Source organism: Streptomyces sp. NPDC088197, from assembly GCF_044741185.1.
Lineage (GTDB): Bacteria > Actinomycetota > Actinomycetes > Streptomycetales > Streptomycetaceae > Actinacidiphila.
Map to the genome: position 1 here is coordinate 48544 of NZ_JBIUSD010000011.1, position 19817 is coordinate 68360.

The following is a 19817-nucleotide window of genomic DNA, read 5'->3' on the forward strand; positions in this document are numbered from 1 at the left end:
CGACAACCCGACTTCGTACTGGAGGACACGGCTATGACGAGCGAAGAGCGGCTTCGCGAATATCTGAAGAAGGTGGTCGGCGACCTGACCGACGCCCGGCGCAAGCTGAGCGAGGCCGATGACCGCGAGCACGAGGCGGTGGCCGTGGTCGGCATCGGCTGCCGCTACCCCGGCGGGGTCGAGGCACCTGACGACCTGTGGGAGCTGGTGGACTCCGGCACCGACGCGACCAGCCCGTTCCCGACCGACCGCGGCTGGGACCTGGAGAAGCTGTACGACCCGGACCCCGACACCCCCGGCACCAGCTACACCCGGCGCGGCGCCTTCGTGCACGACGCGGGCGACTTCGACGCCCCCTTCTTCCGGATCAGCCCCCGTCACGCGGTGAGCACCGACCCGCACCACCGGCTCTTCCTCGAAGCGGCCTGGGAGTCCTTCGAGCGGGCCGGCATCGACCCGGCGACGCTGCGCGGCAGCAGCACGGGCGTGTGGGCCGGGATGATGTACGAGTTCTACTCGGCGCGTTTCCTCGGCGCCGTTCCCGAGGACGTCGACGGCACCCTCCTGGTCGCCAGCACCCCGAGCATGCTGTCGGGCCGGGTCTCCTACAGCTTCGGTCTCGAAGGTCCCTCGGTGACCCTCGACACCGCCTGCTCGTCCTCGCTGGTCGCGGTCCACCAGGCCGTACGCTCCCTGCGCAGCGGCGAGTGCACGCTCGCGGTGGCGGGCGGGGTGACCGTCATGGCGGAGCCCGACATGTTCGCGGAGTTCTCCCGGCAGCGCGGTCTGGCCCCCGACGGGCGCTGCAAGCCGTTCTCCGCCGACGCCGACGGCACGGTGTGGGGCGAGGGCTGCGGTGTCCTGCTGCTGGAACGCCTCTCGGACGCTCAGCGCAACGGCCGCCCGATCTACGGCGTGATCCGCGGCACGGCCGTCAACCAGGACGGCGCGAGCAACGGGCAGACCGCGCCCAACGGCAAGGCGCAGGAGCGGGTGATCGCCCAGGCGCTGGCCGACGCCCGCCTGACGCCCCGTGACATCGACGCGGTCGAGGCGCACGGCACGGCCACGCCGCTCGGCGACCCGATCGAGGCCAACGCGATCCTGTCCGCCTACGGCAAGGACCACACGCCGGAGCGGCCGTTGCTGCTCGGCACGATCAAGTCCAACATCGGGCACACGCAGGCCGCCGCGGGCATCGCAGGAATGATCAAGATGATGCAGGCGATGCGGCACGGCAAGCTGCCGCGCACCCTGCACATCGGCACCCCGACCTCGCGGGTCGACTGGTCGGCGGGCACCGTACGGCTGTTGACCGAAGAGGAGCCCTGGGAGTCGCGCGAGGACGCGCCGCGCCGGGCCGCCGTCTCGTCCTTCGGGATCAGCGGCACCAACGCGCACGTGATCCTGGAGGAGCCGCGACCGGCCCCCACCGCAACGGAGTTGGAGACCGGGACGGGTTCCGAGACCGGCTCTGACACCGGGTCCGGCGCCGCGTCCGACACCGGGTCCGGCATCGCGTCCGACACCGCGTCCGACACCGGCAAGGCCCCGCTCGCCTGGGTGCTCAGCGCCCGCAGCGCCGACGCCCTGCGCGGCCAGGCCGACCGGCTCGGCCGCCGCGTCGCCGCTCAACCGGCGCTGCGCCCGGTGGACGTGGCCTGGTCGCTGGCCGCCACCCGCGCCCGCTTCGACCACCGCGCGGTCGTCGTCGGCCGCGACCGCGCCGAACTCCTCGACCGGCTCGACGGTTTCGCGCAGGGCAGGGACGGCTCCCCGGTGACCACCGGCGTGGCGTCCGGTACGGCCAGGACCGTCTTCCTGTTCACCGGACAGGGCGGTCAGCAGCCCGGCATGGGGCGTCAACTGCACGCCGCCTTCCCCGTCTTCGCCGCCGCCCTGGACGAGGTGTGCGACGCGCTCGACCCGTATCTCGACCGGCCGCTGCGCGAGGTGATGTGGGCGGAGCCCGGCACGCCCGAGGCCGCGGAGCTGGACCGCACCTACTACACCCAGCCCGCGCTCTTCGCCTACCAGGTAGCCGCCTTCCGGCTGCTCGGCTCGCTCGGTCTGGTCCCCGACAAGGTCGCCGGGCACAGCGTCGGCGAGATCGCCGCCGCCCATGTGGCCGGTGTCTGGGACCTGGCCGACGCGGCCCGGATGATCACCGCCCGCGCCCGGCTGATGCAGCAACTCCCCTCCGGCGGCGCGATGTTCGCGATCTCCGCCACGGCGCGGGAAGTCGCCGTCACGCTGGCGGGCAAGGAGAGCCTGGCGCAGGTCGCCGCCGTCAACAGCCCCGCGGACGTGGTGGTCTCCGGTGACGAGGAGACCTGCGCCGCCGTCGCCGCCCACTGGGCGGAGCAGGGCCGCCGCACCAAGCGCCTCACCGTCAGCCACGCCTTCCACTCGCCGCTGATGGAGCCGATGCTCGACGCCTTCGGCGCCGAACTGGCCGCGCTGACCTTCCGTCAGCCGACGCTGGACACCGCCGTCAACCTCGGCGCCGACCGGAGCTGGACCGACCCCGGCTACTGGACCGACCAGGTCCGCCAGGCCGTGGGCTTCGCCGACATGACCGCGCGGCTGGACGCGGCGGGCACGGACGTCTATCTGGAGATCGGGCCGCGCCCGGTGCTCTCCGGGATGGTCCGCGCCTGCCTGCCGGACGCCAAGGCCGTCGTGACCGCCGTGTCCCGGCGCACGCTGGCCGAGCCCGAGGGGCTGCTGACCGCGCTCGCCGAGGCGTACGCGGCCGGCGCGTCCGCCGACTGGAGCGCCGCGGCGCCCGGCGGACAGCCCGTCGAACTGCCCACGTACGCCTTCGACCACACGCGCTACTGGCTGCTGCGGACCCCGCCGCGCGGCGACGCCGACGCGCTCGGCCTGACCGAGCTGCGGCACCCGCTGCTGGGCGCGGCGGTCGCCGTCGCCGACGGCGGACTGGTCGCCACCGGCAGGCTGACCGCGGACGACCTGCCCTGGCTGGCCGACCACTCCGTGGGCGGCGCGGCGATCGTGCCCGGCACCGCCCTGCTCGACATGGTCGTCGAGGCGGCGGCGCAGGCCGGTTACGACCGGGTCGAGGAGCTGACGTTCGAGGCGCCGATGCCGCTGCCGGTGACCGGGTCGCTCGACCTCCAGGTCGCCATCGGCGGCGACGGCTCCGTCGGGGTGCACGCCCGGCGCGGCGGCGAGGAGAGCTGGACCCGGCACGCGTCGGGCAGCCTGGCCGCGGGCCCCGCGGAGCCCGACGGCTGCGCGTGGGCCGCCACCTGGCCGCCGCAGGGGGCCGCACCGGTCGACCTGGACGCGGTCTACGAGCGGCTGACGGAGCGCGGCTACGGCTACGGCCCGGCCTTCCGCGGGCTGCGCGGCGCCTGGCGCACCGACGGTGAGCTGTTCGCCGAGGTCGAGGTGCCCGAGGGCGCGGAGAACGACGGCTTCGGCCTTCACCCGGTGCTGCTCGACTCGGCCTTCCACCCGTACGCCGCCGAGGGCGAAGGGGACGAGCTGCGGCTGCCGTTCGTCTTCCGCGGGGTGCGGCTGACCGCGGTCGGCGCGTCCGCCCTGCGGGTCAGGATCGTGACCGAGGGCGCCGACCAGTTGTCGCTGACCGCGGCGGACGAGAACGGCGGACTGGTCCTGGACGCCCGCGACATGCGGGTCAGGGCGGTGCCGGCCGCGGCCATGCGGGCGCTCGCCGGAAGCGCGGCCTCACCCGAGGGCTACTACGGCCTGGAGTGGACCGAGACGACGCTTCCCGCGGTGAGCCCCGGCAGTTGGGCCGCGCTGGGCACCCCGGTCGCCGCGCTCCCCTTCCACACCGGCCCCGACGCGCTCGCCGCGTCCGGCGTCCGGCCCGACTACGTCCTGCTCGACACCGAGGCACTGGACACCGCCGAGGGCGCCGAACTCCCGCAGAGCGTCAGCGAGTTGACCGGGCAGGTGCTCGGCCTGCTCCAGCGGTGGGCCGACGACGCGGCCTTCGCCGCCTCCCGGCTGGTGATCGCCACCGACCCCGACTCGCTCCGCACGGCGGGGGTTTGGGGCCTGGTGCGGGCGGCGCAGGCCGAACACCCCGGCCGGTTCCTGCTGGTGGGCGCCCGCGGCGGCATCAGCGCGGCCCTCGCGGGTCCCGGCAGGGCGGTGGCGCTGCTCGCCGCCGCGGCCGAGGCCGACGAGCCGCAGGTGCTGCTGGAGGACGGCCGTACGCTGCTGCCGCGGGTCGCCCGCCGGGTGCCCGCACCCGCCGTCGAGCCGGCCTTCGGCGACGGCACGGTCCTGGTCACCGGCGGCACCGGGGCGCTCGGCGCGCTGGTCGCCCGGCGGCTGGTCGAACGCTTCGGCGTGCGGCACCTGTTGCTGACCTCGCGGCGCGGTCTCGCGGCCCCCGGGGCGCGGGAGCTGGCCGACGAGCTGACCGAGGCCGCCGGACCCGGCGCCACCGTACGGATCGAGGCGTGCGACGCCGCCGACCGCGGCGAGCTGTCGGCGCTGCTGGCCTCGGTGCCGCCGGAGCACCCGCTGACCGGTGTGCTGCACGCGGCCGGTGTCCTGGACGACGGCCTGCTCGCGGGCCAGTCGCCGCAGCGCCTGGCGGACGTGCTGCGGCCGAAGGCGGACGCGGCCTGGCTGCTGCACGAGCTGACCGCGGACCTGCCGCTGGCCGCCTTCGTCCTGTTCTCCTCCGTCGCGGGCGTGCTCGGCAACGCCGGGCAGACCACGTACGGAGCCGCCAACACCTTCCTGGACGCGCTGGCCGTCCACCGCAGGGCGGCGGGTCTGCCCGCGGTCTCGGTGGCCTGGGGACTGTGGTCGACGGCGGGCATGGGCTCGACGCTGACCGCGGCCGACGAGGCGCGGCTGGCCAGGATCGGGGTCGCGCCGCTCGACGAGCGGCAGGGCCTCGGGCTGCTGGACACGGTGCTGACCGACCCCGACGTCGAGGCCGCGGTCGTGGCCTCCCGCTGGAGCCTGAGCGGCCTGCGCGGCGCGCAGGACAGCGGCGAGCGGATTCCGCAGATCCTGCGCGGCCTGGTCCGCGCGGGGCGGCGGACCGCGGAAGGCGGCGGCGCCCGGCAGTCCGGCGCCAACGCCGCGGGCGGCCTGGCCAAGAAGCTCGAAGGACTCACCGGTGACGCCGCGAAGTCCGCGGTCGACACCGCCGTACGCCACCACGTGGCCGCGGTACTGGCCCATGGAGCGCCCGAAGCGCTCGACCCCGACCTGCCCTTCATCGACCTCGGCTTCGACTCGCTGACGGCGGTCGAACTGCGCAATCGGCTCCAGACGGACTCCGGTCTCGACCTGGCCCCGACGCTCGTCTTCGATCACCCGACCATCGGCGCCCTGGCGGAGCACCTGGCCATCGCGCTGGTCCCGGCCCCGAAGGATGACGTGACCACCATGGAAGAAGCCCTCGCCCGGATCACCGGCGAACTCAGCTCGTCCGCACCCGCGCTGCGGGACCGCATGGTCGTGGCCCTGCAGGACGCCCTCAACCGACTCGGAGTCCCGATGGACTCCCCCACCGCGGTGCTCGACGAGGCCTCCGACGAGGAGATCTTCGCCTTCATCGACGCCCAGGCGTAATCCCGCGCCGGGCGCACGGCCCGGCCACCGAGGTACAGCGACTCCCCGGCACTCCCACCGGCACTCCCCCGGCACATCGCCGGCGCACATCACCGGCACCACCGGCTCCCGGCACCGGGCAGTCCGTCACCACACCACGAATCGGCAGAGGGCAGGAAGATGGCAGGCGAGGACAGACTCCGCGAATACCTGAAGAAGGCCACGGTCGACCTGGGTGACGCCAGGCGCAAGCTGGCCGAGGCCCAGGCACAGACGCACGAGCCGATCGCAGTCGTCGGCATGTCGTGCCGCTTCCCCGGCGCCGGTTCCGTCGACGCCTACTGGGACCTGCTCGACCAGGGCAGGTCCGCGGTCCTCGACGAGGTGCCGGGCGGCCGGTTCGACCTCGCCCCGCACGTCGAGAACGACGGGGTCTACACCACCCGCGGCGCCTTCCTCGACGACGTGGCGGGCTGGGACGCCCGGTTCTTCGGCAGCTCCCCGCAGGAGGCGCTGCGGATGGACCCGCAGCAGCGGCTGCTCATGGAGCTGACCTGGGAGGCGCTGGAGGACTCCGGTACGCCGCCGCCGAGCCTGGCGGGCAGCCGTACCGGAGTGATGATCGGCTTCTCCGACGTCCTCCAGTACCTGCGTCTGGAGCAGGCCGAGGAAGGTCTGGGCGTGCTGCACGACCCGTACGGCGGCCAGGGCGGTTCCGCCAGCGTCGTCGCGGGCCGGCTCGCGTACCACTACGACCTGCGCGGCCCCGCGCTGACCCTGGACACCGCCTGCTCGTCCTCGCTGGTGGCCGTCCACCTCGCCGGTACGGCGCTGCGCCGCGGCGAGTGCGACCTCGCGGTGGCGGGCGGCGCCTTCCTGCTGATGCACACCGACATGTACGTCAACGCCTGCTCCACCTCGATGCTGTCCCCCGACGGCCTGTGCAAGACCTTCGACGCCCGCGCCGACGGCTATGTGCTGGGCGAGGGCGCCGGGGTGGTCGTCCTGGAGCGGCTCTCCGACGCGGTACGGCGCGGCCACCGGGTGCACGCGGTCATCCGCGGCACGGCCGTCAACCAGGACGGCCGCAGCAACGGCCTGACCGCGCCCAGCCGCAGCGCCCAGGCCGACGTCATCCGCCGCGCGGTGTCCGCTGCCGGGGCGACCCCCGACGACATCGCGTACGTCGAGGCGCACGGCTCCGGCACCAAGCTCGGCGACGCCATCGAACTGGGCGCGCTCACCGATGTGTTCGGGCGCCGCAGCGAGGAACGGCCGCTGCACGTGGGCGCGGTGAAGACCAACATCGGCCACACCCAGGCCGCGGCCGGGATGGCCGGTCTCATCAAGGCCGTCCTGGCCGTCAAGCACCGCACGGTGCCGCCGAATCTGAACATGACCGAGCCCTCGGAGACCGCCGTCGCCGCGGGCGCCGTCCGCCCGGCCTCCGAGTCCCGCCCCCTCCCGACCGACGAGGCGTCGCCGCAGCTCGTGGGCGTCAGCTCCTTCGGCTGGTGCGGCACCAACGCCCATGTCGTCCTGGCGGCGCCGTCGCCCGCGGCGGCCGGGACGGGCACGGCGGCGGGCGTCGGCGGCCCGGTCCGCGCCGGTCTCGCCACCACGGGAGGCACCTCGGCCGACGGCACCGCCGAAGGTTCCGTCGAAGCCGCCCAGGCGCCCGGCAGGGCCGAGCTGCTGCCCGTCTCCGCCGCCGACGACGGCGCGCTGACGGCGCGGCTGGACGCGCTGGCCTCGGTCGCCGGACGCACCGGCCTCGACGACCTGGCGTACACGCTGCAAAGCGGCCGCGCGGCGCTGGAGTTCAGGCGCGCGGTGGTGGCCGCCGACCCCGAGGACGCTGCCGCCGCGCTGGCGACCGCGGCGCGGGCCACCGGGGTCCGTACGGTCAAGGGCCGCCCCAAGCTGGCGTATCTGCTGCCGGGCACGGGCGACCACTACCGGGGCATGGCGCGCGATCTGCACCGTACGGAACCGGCGTTCGCCGAGGCCGTCGAGACGTGCCTGGCCGTCGCCGAGGAGCGCTGCGGCATCGACCTGCGGGACACGCTGCTCGGTGAGCCCGCGCAGGCGCCGGCCGACGCGGGGGCGGGCTTTCTGGCCAGGCCCGGCAGCGGGGCTGACCTGGCGGACGACCCGGACAGCCACGCGGAGATCGCGCACCTGTCGCTGTTCACCGTCGAGTACGCGCTGGCCAGGCTGCTGGCCACGCACGGCGTCACGCCCGACCTGCTGATCGGCTACAGCCTCGGCGAGTACGTGGCCGCGACCCTGGCCGGTGTCTTCGAACTGCCCGACGCCCTGTGGCTGGTGGCGCGGCGCGCCCGGCTGATCGAGGCGGCGCCCGAGGGCCGGATGCTGGCGGTCGCCGCCGACGCCGACCGGGTGCGCGCCGAACTGGCCGCGTGCGGCGCGGCGGTGGACATCGCCGCCGTCAACGGCCCGGCCATGACCGTCGTCAGCGGAGCGCCGGACGCCGTGGCGACCGCCGCCGCCCACCTGGCCGAACAGGGCCTGGCGGCACGGCAGTTGCGCTCCGCGCACCCCTTCCACTCGGCGCTGCTCGCCCCGGCCCGCGCGGAGCTGGCCAAGGCCGTGGCCGCGGTGCCCCGGCACGAGCCGCGCATCCCGGTCGTCTCCAACGTCACCGGCGCGCCGCTGACCGCCGAGCAGGCCACCGACCCCGGCTACTGGGCCGACCACCTGACCAGCCCCGTGCGGTTCGCCGACGGTCTGGCGGCCTGCGCGGATCTGGGCGTGGACGGCTATGTGGAGCTGGGCCCCGGCCAGACCCTGGGCGGCCTGCTCCGGCAGAACGACCGCAGCGGCGCCAACCCCACCGTGCTCGGCACCGTCCCCGCGCAGTGGGCGGCGGGCGGCCCCACCGACGGCCGCTCCCGGCTGCTGGAGACCTTCGGCCGGCTCTGGGAGCTGGGCGCCGACCTCGACTGGACGTCGCTGCGCGGCGCACGCCCCGGCACGCTCACGGAACTGCCCGCCTACCCCTTCCAGCGGACCCGCTACTGGCCGCGCACGGGCACGGGGACGGCCGCCGCGACCGGCACCGGCTCCACCGGCGGCGACGTCCGGCCCGACGACTTCTGCTACGCCCCCGCGTGGCAGCAGGACGTCACCCTGCCCGCGCCGACCGCCGTGGAACCGGCCGCGCCCCTGGTGGTGTTCGCCGACGGCGACGGTGTCGGGACCCGGCTGGCCGAGCTGGCCGCGGCCTGCGGCGCACCCGTCACCGAGGTCGTGCCCGGCGGCGCCTGGCGGCGCGACGGACGGCGGGTCGTCATCGACCCCGCCGACCCCGAGCACTACCGCAGGGTCGTCGCGGAAGCGCTGGCCGGGACCGCGGGACCGCTGCGCGTCGCCCACCTGTGGAGCCTGCGCGACCCGGCCCGCACCCCGCTGTTCGCCGAGGACGCCGAGCTGGTCAGGGCGGTCCGGCTGGGCTTCGACAGCCTGCTGCTCACCGTCCAGTCGCTCGCCTCGGCGGCGGCCGAACGCGGCGTGAAGCTGCTGACCGTGACCGCGGGCGCCGCCCAGGTGCACGGCGGCGACTGCACGGCCCCCGACCGGGCGCTGGCCCACGGCTTCGCGCGGATCGCCCACGCCGAGCAGCCGGGTACGGCCTGGCGCGGCGTCGACCTGGACCCGTCGGCGCCCGCTGATACCTGCGCCGCCCACCTCGCGGAGGAGATCGGCCACCGCGCCTGGCAGCACGACGACCCGGCCGCCACCCCCGCGCTGATCGCCTGGCGCGCGGGACGCCGCCTGCTCAAGGACTGGCGCCTGGTGCCGCTCCCCGCGGCCGACGGCGCGACCGGCTTCCCCGTACGCCCCGACGGCGCGTATCTGGTCACCGGCGGCACCCGCGGTCTCGGCCTCGGGCTCGCACGGGAACTCGTACGCTCCGGGGCGCGGCGGCTGGCCCTGGTCGGCAGGACCGATCTGAACGCCGCGGCTGCCGCCGACCCCGAGGGGCGGGCCGCCCAAAGCCTGCGCGACATCGCCGCGTTGGAGGCGTCAGGCGCCGAGGTGCTGCTGCTCACCGCCGACGTCGGCGTACCGGAGGACTTGCGGCGCGCGCTGCGCGACTGCCGGGAGCGGTTCGGAACGCTGACCGGCGTGCTGCACGCGGCGGGCGTCCCCGCGGGCGGCATGGCCGTCCGCCTGACGCCCGGCACGGCCCGTACGGTGCTCGCGCCGAAGGTGCTCGCCATGGGCCCGCTCGCCGAACTCGTCGGCCCCGGCACCCCGGAGGCCGACCGGCCGGAGCTGCTGGTCCTGTACTCCTCGGCGGTCAGCGTCTTCGGCGGCCTGGGCGAGGGCGACTACAGCGCCGCCAACACCGTCCTGGACGCGTACGGCGCGGCGCTGGCCGACGCCGCCGCGGCCTCCACCAAGGTGCTGAGCGTGGCCTGGGGCCCGTGGCAGCACGACGACTGGCAGGCCGAGGCGTCCGGCGGCGCGCTGGCCGACCGGGTCCGCGAGCACCGCGCCCGCTACGGCTTCTCCGAGTCCGGCGGCAACGCGCTGCTGGGCAGGCTGGCGGGCGCCGCCCGCGGCAGCCTGCTGGCGGTGCGGATGCCGATGGCCGAGGGGCTGCGCGAGTGGGCGGCGCTGACCGACCTGGACGCGCTCGTCGCGGCCGGCGCCCCCGCCGACAGCGAACGGCCGCGCTTCCCCCGGCCGTTGCTGCGTACCGAATACGCGGCCCCGCGCACCGAGTTGGAGACGGTCATCGCCGACAGCTGGGGCCGGCACCTCGGCATCGACGGCATCGGCGTCCACGACCCGTTCTTCGACCTGGGCGGCAACTCCCTGGTCGGGATGTCCATGGTCGCCGACATCGAGAAGCGGCTCGACCGCAGGATCGCCCCGGCCGTCCTGTTCGAGCACCCGACCGTCGCCGCCTTCGCGGCGGCGCTCGACGGCGGTCCCGCCGGGACCGCCACCACCACAGCACGCGACTCCGGCCTCGCCCGGGGCGAGAGACGGCGCCGCGCCCGCGGTGCCCAGCCTTCCATCACCCGGAACTAGGAGGACGGATTCATGCCGCGCATACCCACCGAGGTGTCACCGATGGACATCGCCATCGTCGGCCTCGCCGGGCGCTTCCCCGGCGCCACCGATGCCACGGAGCTGTGGTCGGCGCTCCGCGACGGCCGCTCGGGCATCACCCGCTTCACCGACGACCAACTGCGCGCCGCGGGCGTGCCCGACGAACTGATCGACGACCCCGCGTATGTGAAGGCGGGCGCGGTGATCGACGGGATCGACCGCTTCGACGCCGACTTCTTCGGGATCAACCCGAAGGAGGCGCAGATCCTCGACCCGCAGCACCGGCTCTTCCTGGAGCACAGTTGGCACGCGCTGGAGGACGCGGGCTGCGACCCGGCGAGCTTCGACGGCTCGATCGGTGTCTTCGCGGGCTGCGCGATCAGCACCTATCTGACGCGTAACGTCGCCCCGTCCGGGATCGGCCGCAGCGTCGGCGAGCTGACCGTGGGCCTGGCCAACGACAAGGACTCGCTGACCCTGCGCGTCGCCCACACGCTGGGCCTGTCAGGGCCCGCGTACGGCATCCAGAGCTACTGCTCGACGTCCCTGGTCGCGGTCTGCGCCGCGGCCACCAGCCTGGCCGGTTTCGAGTGCGACCTGGCCCTCGCGGGCGGCGCCGCCATCGCGGTCCCGGACGACACCGGCTACCTCTACCAGCCGGGCGGCATCAGCTCGCCCGACGGCGAGTGCCGCGCCTTCGACGCCTCCGGCCGGGGCAGCCTGGTCGGCAACGGCGTCGGCGTGGTCGCGCTGCGCCGCCTGGTCGACGCGCTCGCCGACGGCGACCAGGTGTACGCGGTGATCCGCGGCTGGGCCGTCAACAACGACGCGGGCCGCAAGGTCGGCTTCACCGCGCCGGGTGTCAGCGGCCAGGCCGAGGTGATCGCCGAGGCGCTCGCCGCGACCGGTCTCGAGCCCGAGGACATCGACTACATCGAGGCGCACGGCACCGGCACCGCGCTCGGCGACGCCGCCGAACTCGCCGCGCTCCAGCAGGTGTTCGACGGCAAGGAGGTCATGATCGGTTCGGTCAAGACCAACCTCGGCCACCTGGACCGCGCGGCCGGTGTGACCGGTCTGATCAAGACCGCCCTGTCGCTGCACCACGGCGAGATCCCCGCGACCCGCAACTACACCGCGCCCAATCCCCAACTGGAGTCCGGCGACGCGCGGTTGACGGTCCTCACCGAGCGGCACCCGTGGCCGCGCGGCGACCGTCCGCGCCGCGCCGGGGTCAGCGCCTTCGGCATCGGCGGCACCAACGCCCACGTGATCCTGGAGGAGGCCCCGCCGGTCGCCGCCCGCAGCACCGGCTCGGGCCGCCGCAGCGAACTGCTGGTGTGGTCCGCCCGCACCGAGGCCGCCGCCGACGAGGCCACCGCCAATCTCGCCGCGCACCTGGACACCATGGACGACGCGGACACCACGGTCGGCGCGGGCATCTCCGACGTCGCCTACACCCTCCAGAGCGGCCGCCGGCTCTTCAGCCACCGGCGCGCCCTGGTCGCGGACTCGCTGAGCGGCGCGGCGCGCGAGCTGCGCGCCGGGTCCGCCCTCGGCCGCGCCGACGGCACCGCCTCCCGGCCGGTCGCCCTCCTGCTGACCGGCGCCGCGGAGCCGTACCCCGCCGCGGCGGCCGAACTCTACGACGCGGAACCGGCGTTCCGTACCGCGCTCGACGAGTGCCGCGCCGCCGCCCAGGCCGTCGGCGGCGCCCCGCTGGCCGGACTGCTCTCCCCCGACCGCACCAGCGGCCACGACCAGCACGGGCACCGCGCCTTCGCCTTCGGATACGCGCTCGGCACGCTCCTGCGCTCCTGGGGCATCCAGCCGGACGCCCTCCTCGGGCACGGCGTCGGCGAGTACGTCGCCGGGTGCCTGGCCGGGGTCTTCTCCCTCAAGGACGCCTTCGCGCTGCTGCACCGCCGCACGGAGACCGAGGGACAGCCGCTGACCGACTGGGCGGCGGGCCACATCACCTTCGGCGAGCCCGGAACCGTCCTGTACTCCGCCGCGACCGGCGGCCGGCTGACGGCGGCAGAGGCCACCGACCCCGCGCACTGGACCGCGGCCCTCACCGGCCCGCCCGCCGACCCCGGCACCGCGCTCGGCGCGCTGCTGGAGTCCGGGAACCACGCCCTGCTGGAGATCGGCGACGGCGCCCTCGGCGCCCACCGCGCCCTCACCGAAGGGCACGCGGACCTGCTGATCCCCGCGCTGCCCGGCGACGACGACCCGCGCGAGGCGGGCACGGTCCTCACCGAGGCCGTGGGCCGTCTGTGGCTGACCGGCGTCGACATCGACTGGTCCGGCTACCAGCACGGCCGTGACGTCCTGCGCACGAAGCTGCCCGGATACCCCTTCCAGCGCTCCCGCTACTGGATCGACGCGCCCGCCGCCGCCAAGCCCGAACTCCCCTCCGCGGCAACGGAGTCCGCCGACTCCGACGCCGAGGAGCACGTACAGGTCATGAGCCGGGTGTGGAGCCCGGACGCGAACGGCGGCACGGGTACGGCCACCGGCCGGTTCCTGCTGTACGCCGACGCCTCCGGGGTCGGCGACGCGCTGGCCGAGCGGCTGCGCGCCGCGGGCGCCGAGGCCGTCACCGTACGGCCGACGGACGCGCCCGACACCGCCGAGGTGCCCGGCGAGGGGCCGCTGACCGTGGTCGTGCTGTCCGCGCTGGACGCGGATGGGCCCGACGCGGACCCGGCCCGGGCCGTCCTCGACGTCTCCCGCGCCGTGTCGGCGTGGGGCGACCGGGCCGGGACCGGCGGTGTCGTCGTGGTCACCCGCGGCGGCCAGAGCGTCACGGCCGCCGAGCGGAGCCTCCCGGCGCAGGCCGCGGTCGCCGTCCTGCCGGTCGTCGCGGGCCAGGAGTACCCGGGCCTCGACGCCCGCGGCGTCGACCTGGACCCCGCGGCCGACACGGCGGCCTCCGCCGCCCTGCTCGCCGCCGAACTGGCCGCCGCCGAGGGGCCGGTGCTCACCGCCTTCCGCGCGGGCAGCCGCCTCACCCCGCGGTACCGCCCGATCGACGCGCCCAAGGCGCACACCGACGAACTGCCCGTGGTCCTGCCCGGCGAGAGCTACCTCGTCACCGGCGGCCTGGGCGACGTGGGCCTGATGGTCGCGGAGCACCTGATCCGCGGCGGCGCCGGGCGCGTCGTGCTCGCCAGCCGTACCGGACTGCCCGCCGACCCGGCGGACCCGCGCCGCCAGGCGGTCGTCCGGCTGCGCGCGCTCGGCGCGGACGTCGAGGCGCCCGCGCTGGACGTCACCGACGCCGCCGCCGTACGCGCCCTGTTCGGCGCGGAGCGCTTCGACGGCCTGGTGCACGCGGCGGCCGACACCTCGGAGGACACCTTCCTGCCGCTGGGCGCGCTCCAGGAGAGCACCGTCGCACGGCACTTCGCCGCCAAGTACGAGGGCGCTCGCGTGCTGCGCGACGCCGTCGGCGGGCTCGCCGGGGACCGCGCGCCGCGTTGGGGCCTGCTGTTCTCCTCGACCTCCGCGCACCTGGGCGGACTGGCCTTCGGCAGCTACGCGGCGGCCAACGCCGCGCTGGCCGCGCTCGCCGGGGCGGGCCCGGACGACGGCACCGCGCAGACCCGCTGGACCTCGGCCGCCTGGGACACCTGGGCGCCGACGCTGGCCAAGGTCGACGCCAGGACCGGCGCCTCGATGGCCGCGCACGCGATGACCGCCGAGCAGTCGCTGACCGCACTCGACCGCGCGGTGACGCAGCCGCTGCCCGCGGTGGTCGTGGTGGCCGGCGGTCTGGCGGGCCGGCTCCCGAGCCGTCCGCAGGCGGTCACGGCGGGCGCCGGGAGCACGTCCCCTGTGGCGTCCTTCCCGCGGCCCGACCTGCCGCAGCCGTACACGGCGCCGCTGACCGCCACGGAGCGCGAGCTGTGCGCGCTGTGGACCGACACCCTCGGTGTCGACCCGGTCGGTACCCGTGACAACTTCTTCGACCTGGGCGGCAGTTCGCTCTTCGCCCTCCAGATGCTGGCCACCGTGAAGTCGCGCTTCGGTGTGACGGTGCCGACGGTCACGCTCTTCGAGGCGCCGACCGTGCACCGGCTGGCGGCCGTCCTGGACGAGCAGAGGCCCAAGGCCGCCGGGGGGCCGAGCCCGGCACCGGTCCGCGCCCCGGCGGCGCCCCGTACCCCCGCGGCGACCGTCGTCCCCGCGCCCCGGCCCGCCCCCGCGCCCGTACCCGTCGCCGCTCCGGCGCCGCGTCCGGCCGTGGCCGCGACCCCGGCCGTCAGCGCGGTCACCCAGCACACCGAGCGCCCCGAGGACACCGAACCGGAGAGCACCGAACTCGACCGGCGGATCGCCATCGTCGGCATGGCGGGCCGCTTCCCCGGCGCGGGCGACGTGGCCGGCTTCTGGCGGAATCTGTGCGAGGGCGTGGAGTCGATCCGCTTCTTCACCCCCGAGGAGCTGATCGAGGCGGGCGTCGACCCGGACATGGTCCAGGACCCGGAGTACGTGCCCGCGCGCGCCGTGCTGGACGACATCAGCGGCTTCGACGCCGGATTCTTCGGGATGAGCCCGCGGATGGCGGCGCTCACCGACCCGCAGCAGCGGCTCTTCCTTGAGGTCTGCTGGGAGGGTCTGGAGCACGCGGGGTACGCCAACGAGGCGTACCGCGACCGGATCGGCGTCTTCGGCGGCTCCAACCTCTCCACGTATCTGTTCGGGATGACCTCGCAGCTCGCCGCGGGCGACATCAGCCCGTACGAGATCATCATGAGCAACGACAAGGACGCGCTGACCACGTCCGTCTCCTACCTGTTCGACCTGCGCGGACCGAGCGTCGCGGTGCAGACCTTCTGCTCGACGTCGCTGGTCGGTGTGCACCTGGCGGTGCAGAGCCTGCGCGGCGGCGAGTGCGAGATGGCGCTGGCGGGCGGTGTGTCCATCAGCGTCCCGGACCGGGTCGGCCACCGCCGCCAGCAGGGCGGCATGGAGTCGCACGACGGCCATGTGCGGACCTTCGACGCGCAGGCCAGCGGTTCGATGTTCGGTGACGGCGCGACCGTCGTGGTCCTCAAGCGGCTCTCGGACGCGCTGCGCGACGGCGACACCGTGCACGCGGTCATCCGCGGCTCGGCGATCAACAACGACGGCGCCCTGAAGGTCGGTTACACCGCGCCCAGCGTCGCCGGGCAGGCCCGTGTGGTGCAGGACGCGATGGCCGACGCACGGGTGAGGCCGGAGGACTTCGGCTACATCGAGGCGCACGGCACGGCCACCCCGATCGGCGACCCGATCGAAGTCACCGCGCTGAGCCGGGCGTTCGGCACGGCGGGCGGTCCCGGCAGCATCCCGATCGGCGCGGTGAAGACCAACATCGGTCACCTCAACCACGCTTCGGGCACCGCGGGCCTGATCAAGACGGTCCTCACCGTCCGCGAGCGGATGGTCCCCGCGACCTTGCACTTCACCGCCCCCAACCCGCAGATCGACTTCGCCGACAGCCCCTTCTACGTCAACACCCGGCTGACCGAGTGGCCGGCCGAGGACGGCAGGCCGCGGATCGCCGGACTCAACTCGCTGGGCATGGGAGGCACCAACGTGCACGTCGTCGTCGAAGAGCCGCCGGCCCGCAGGGCCGGCCCCGACACCCCGCAGGGCGGCAGGCGGCACCACTTCCTGCCGGTCTCGGCCCGAACCTCGGACGCCGCCGACCAGGCCGTGAGCAACCTCGCCGAGCACCTGGCCGCGACCTCGGGGGCGAGCGTCGCCGATGTCGCCTACACCCTCCAGGTCGGCCGCAAGACCTTCGAGCACCGCCGCGCCACCGTGGTCTCCAGCGGTGAGCAGGCCGTGGCCTCGCTGGCCGGTACGGACGAGGACGCGCCGCTGTCGGCGCGGGTGGAGACCGCGCACGGCCGCCCGGTGGCCTTCCTCTTCGCCGGGGTCGGCGAGCAGTATCCGGGTCTGGTCGGCGACCTCTACCGGCACGAGCCGGTCTTCCGCGCCGAACTCGACCACTGCCTGGGCCTGTTGGCCGCGCACCTGCCGGACACCGACCTGATGGGGCTGCTGACCGGGGACCGTCCCGGCGGCGGCATGGACCTGGCGGCGCTGCTGGGCCGGGCGACCGGCGCGGCCGACGACCGGGAGGCGGAGCTGGAGCGCACCGAGATCGTCCAGCCGCTGCTGTTCGCGGTGGACTACGCGCTGGCCTCGACGCTGATGGTGTGGGGCGTGCAGCCGTCGCTGATGCTCGGCTACAGCCTCGGCGAGTACGTCGCGGCCTGCCTGGCCGGGGTGCTGTCGCTGGAGGACGCGCTGGCGCTGGTGGTGCACCGGGCCCGGCTGATCTCCGGGGTCGAGACGGGTTCCATGGCCGCGGTGCCGCTCGGGCCCGACGACCTGCGCGACCGCTACGGACTTCAGGCGCGCGGCCTGGACATCGCCGCGGTCAACGGCCCGCAGACCGTGGTGGTCGCCGGTCCCGCCGACGCGCTGGCCGGCCTCGCCGCCGACCTGGAGCGCGACGGCGTCCCCAGCCGGGGGCTGCGCACCACGCACGCCTTCCACTCCCGGATGCTCGCCCCGCTCGCGGACGAGCTGACCTCGTGGGTCGCGGAGAACATCCGGCTCAACCCGCCGCGGCTGCCGTACCTGTCGAACGTCACCGGCGGTGTCGCCGACGCCCGGCTGGTGCGGGACCCCGCCTACTGGGCGGAGCACATGTGCCGTCCCGTGCAGTTCGCGGCGGCCGTCGAGACGCTGCTGGCCGACCCCGAGCTGGCGATGGTGGAGATCGGTCCCGGACAGTCGCTGGGCACGATGGTGCGCGGCGCGGGCTGCGCTCCGCAGCGCTGGGCGACGATCACCGCGACGCTGCCCGCGCAGAGCGACCCGCGTCCGGCCGACCGAGTCCTGACCGAGGCCCTGTCGCGGCTGTGGCTGACCGGTGTCGACCTGGACTGGGCGGCCTACCACGGCCGCGCCGAGCGGACCGCCGAGCTGCACCGGGGCTTCGCGCCCGGCAGGGTGCCGCTGCCCACGTACCCCTTCCAGCGGCAGCGCTACTGGATCGAGCAGACCCCGCTGATCGGCGCCAAGCCGGCCGCGCCCGCGGCTGCGACGGCGCCGGGCACACCGGGTGTGCCCGCCAGCTTCGAGGACATCGACCGGGTCCCGAAGCTGCCGGAGGAGCAGTGGGTCTGGCAGCCGGTGTGGCGGCAGACCGCGTCCCCGGCGACGGCGGGCGCGCAGCCCGCGAGCTGGCTGGTCTACGCCGACGGGTCGGAAGCCGACGGTGTGCTCGACGAGTTGGTGCGCGCGGCGGCGGCCGACGGCGCGACCGTGACCGCGGTCCGTCCCGGCGGCGGCTGGAGCGCCGACCCGGCGACCGGCTACACCGTACGGCCGGGCCACTCGGGCGACGCCCAGGCGGTCCTGCGCGATCTGCGCAAGCGCGGGCTCGCGCTGGAACGGGTGGTCCATCTGTGGACGCTCGCGGAGCGGCCCGACGACGAGTCGATCGCGTTCGGTCTGCACACCCTGGTGGCACTGGCCCGTGCGGCCGGTGAACTGGGCTCGGGCGACTGGCAGTTGGACATGGTCACCGCGGGCGCCCACCAGGTGCTCGACGGTTCGGAGGTACGGCCCGACGCCGCCACGCTCATCGGCCCGACGCTCGTGGTGCCGCTGGAGTACCCCAACGTCACCACCCGGCTGCTCGACGTCGAGCCGGACACCCCGGCCGCCGCCGTCGCCGCCGAACTGCGCCGACCGCGGACCGACGCGGCCGTCGCCCTGCGCGGCAGCAGGCGCTGGGTGTGCGGTTACGACATGCTCCCGGCGGCGGACGACGAGAGCGCCGCGGCGGTGCTGCGCGAGCACGGGGTCTATCTGATCACCGGCGGTCTGGGCGGCATCGGTCTGGGCATGGCGGAACACCTCGCACGGCAGGTCGGCGCCCGGCTGGTGCTCTTCGGCCGCCGCGGGCTGCCGCCGCGTGAGCGGTGGGAGGGCATCGCCGCGGGCACCGAGGCGGCCGACGAGGCGCTGCGGGCCAGGGTGAGCCGTGTCCTGGGCATCGTGGAGCTGGGCGCGGAGGTCGAGATCGTCACGGGTGACGTGGCGAGCGCGCCCGACGTCCGGCGCGCCATCGACCTGGCGCAGGAGCGTTTCGGCGCCCTGCACGGCATCCTGCACACCGCGGGCGTGCCCGGAACGGGTCTGATCCAGTTCAAGCAGTCCGACGACTCCGAGCTCGTTCTCGCGCCCAAAGTTGCCGGCGTACAGGCCCTGGACAAAGCACTGCGAATCGGCCACGCTGATGAGACCGCGCTGGACTTCCTGGTGCTGTTCTCCTCGATCACCGCGGCCACCGGCGGCGGCCCGGGGCAGGTCGACTACTGCGCGGGCAACGCCTACCTCGACGGCTACGCGGCACGGCAGGCGGCCACCGGCCGCCGGGTCCTGTCGGTCGACTGGGGCGAGTGGACCTGGAACGCCTGGGACTCCGGTCTGTCGGGCTACGACGAGGGCTTGCAGTCCTTCTTCCGCTCGCACCGGGAAGCCTTCGGCATCACCTTCGCGGAGGGCTGGCGCTCGCTGCTGCGGGCCCTGGCCTCCGGCGAGTCGCGGGTCGTGGTCTCCACGCAGGACCTGCCGACGATGGTGAGCTACAGCACCGGCTTCACCGTCGAGGCCGTCATGGCCCCGGCGGGCGGCGGCTCCGGCTCCGCCGACCGGCACCCGCGGCCCGAACTCCTCACCCCCTACCGGGAGCCCTCGGGCCCCGTCGAGGAGCGGCTGGCCGAGGTCTGGGGCGACATGCTCAAGCTCGAACGGGTCGGCGCCCGTGACAACTTCTTCGAACTCGGCGGCAACTCACTGCTCGGCATCGCCCTGCTCGCGGCCCTGCGCCGGGCCTTCCAGGACGCCGAGCTCCCCCCGCACATCCTCTACGAGGCCCCGACGGTCGAGGCCCTCGCCAAGGTCGTGGACGGACCCGCCGCGGACGCGGCGCCCGTCCCGGAGCCCGACGGCCAGGAGCAGGCGCGACTGCGCAGGTCCGGCCTGAAGACCGCCGCCCGGCGGCGCAGGAGCTGATCCCGCGTCAGCGGCACTCCGCACCACGCGACACCCCACGCCCCAGGCGTGGTTCAGCACAC

General features: G+C 75.2%; 3 protein-coding genes. All 3 read left to right on the forward strand.

All coding sequences use genetic code 11. The annotated features are described in order from the left end of the window. Positions 1–33 precede the first annotated feature (33 nt). The 3 genes from ACIOC1_RS24765 to ACIOC1_RS24775 all read left to right on the forward strand — a co-directional run bounded on the left by ACIOC1_RS24765 (position 34) and on the right by ACIOC1_RS24775 (position 19755). The gene (locus ACIOC1_RS24765; protein WP_401856382.1) at positions 34–5595 is read left to right on the forward strand and encodes a beta-ketoacyl synthase N-terminal-like domain-containing protein; all 5562 of its coding nucleotides are present in this window, start codon (positions 34–36) and stop codon (positions 5593–5595) included. A gap of 159 nt (positions 5596–5754) precedes the next feature. Then, positions 5755–10641, forward strand: coding sequence for an SDR family NAD(P)-dependent oxidoreductase (locus ACIOC1_RS24770; RefSeq protein ID WP_401856383.1), 4887 nt, complete (start codon positions 5755–5757; stop codon positions 10639–10641). Between the two features lie 12 nt (positions 10642–10653). After that, the gene (locus ACIOC1_RS24775; RefSeq protein WP_401856384.1) at positions 10654–19755 is read left to right on the forward strand and encodes a beta-ketoacyl synthase N-terminal-like domain-containing protein; all 9102 of its coding nucleotides are present in this window, start codon (positions 10654–10656) and stop codon (positions 19753–19755) included. The last annotated feature ends 62 nt before the right edge of the window (positions 19756–19817 follow it).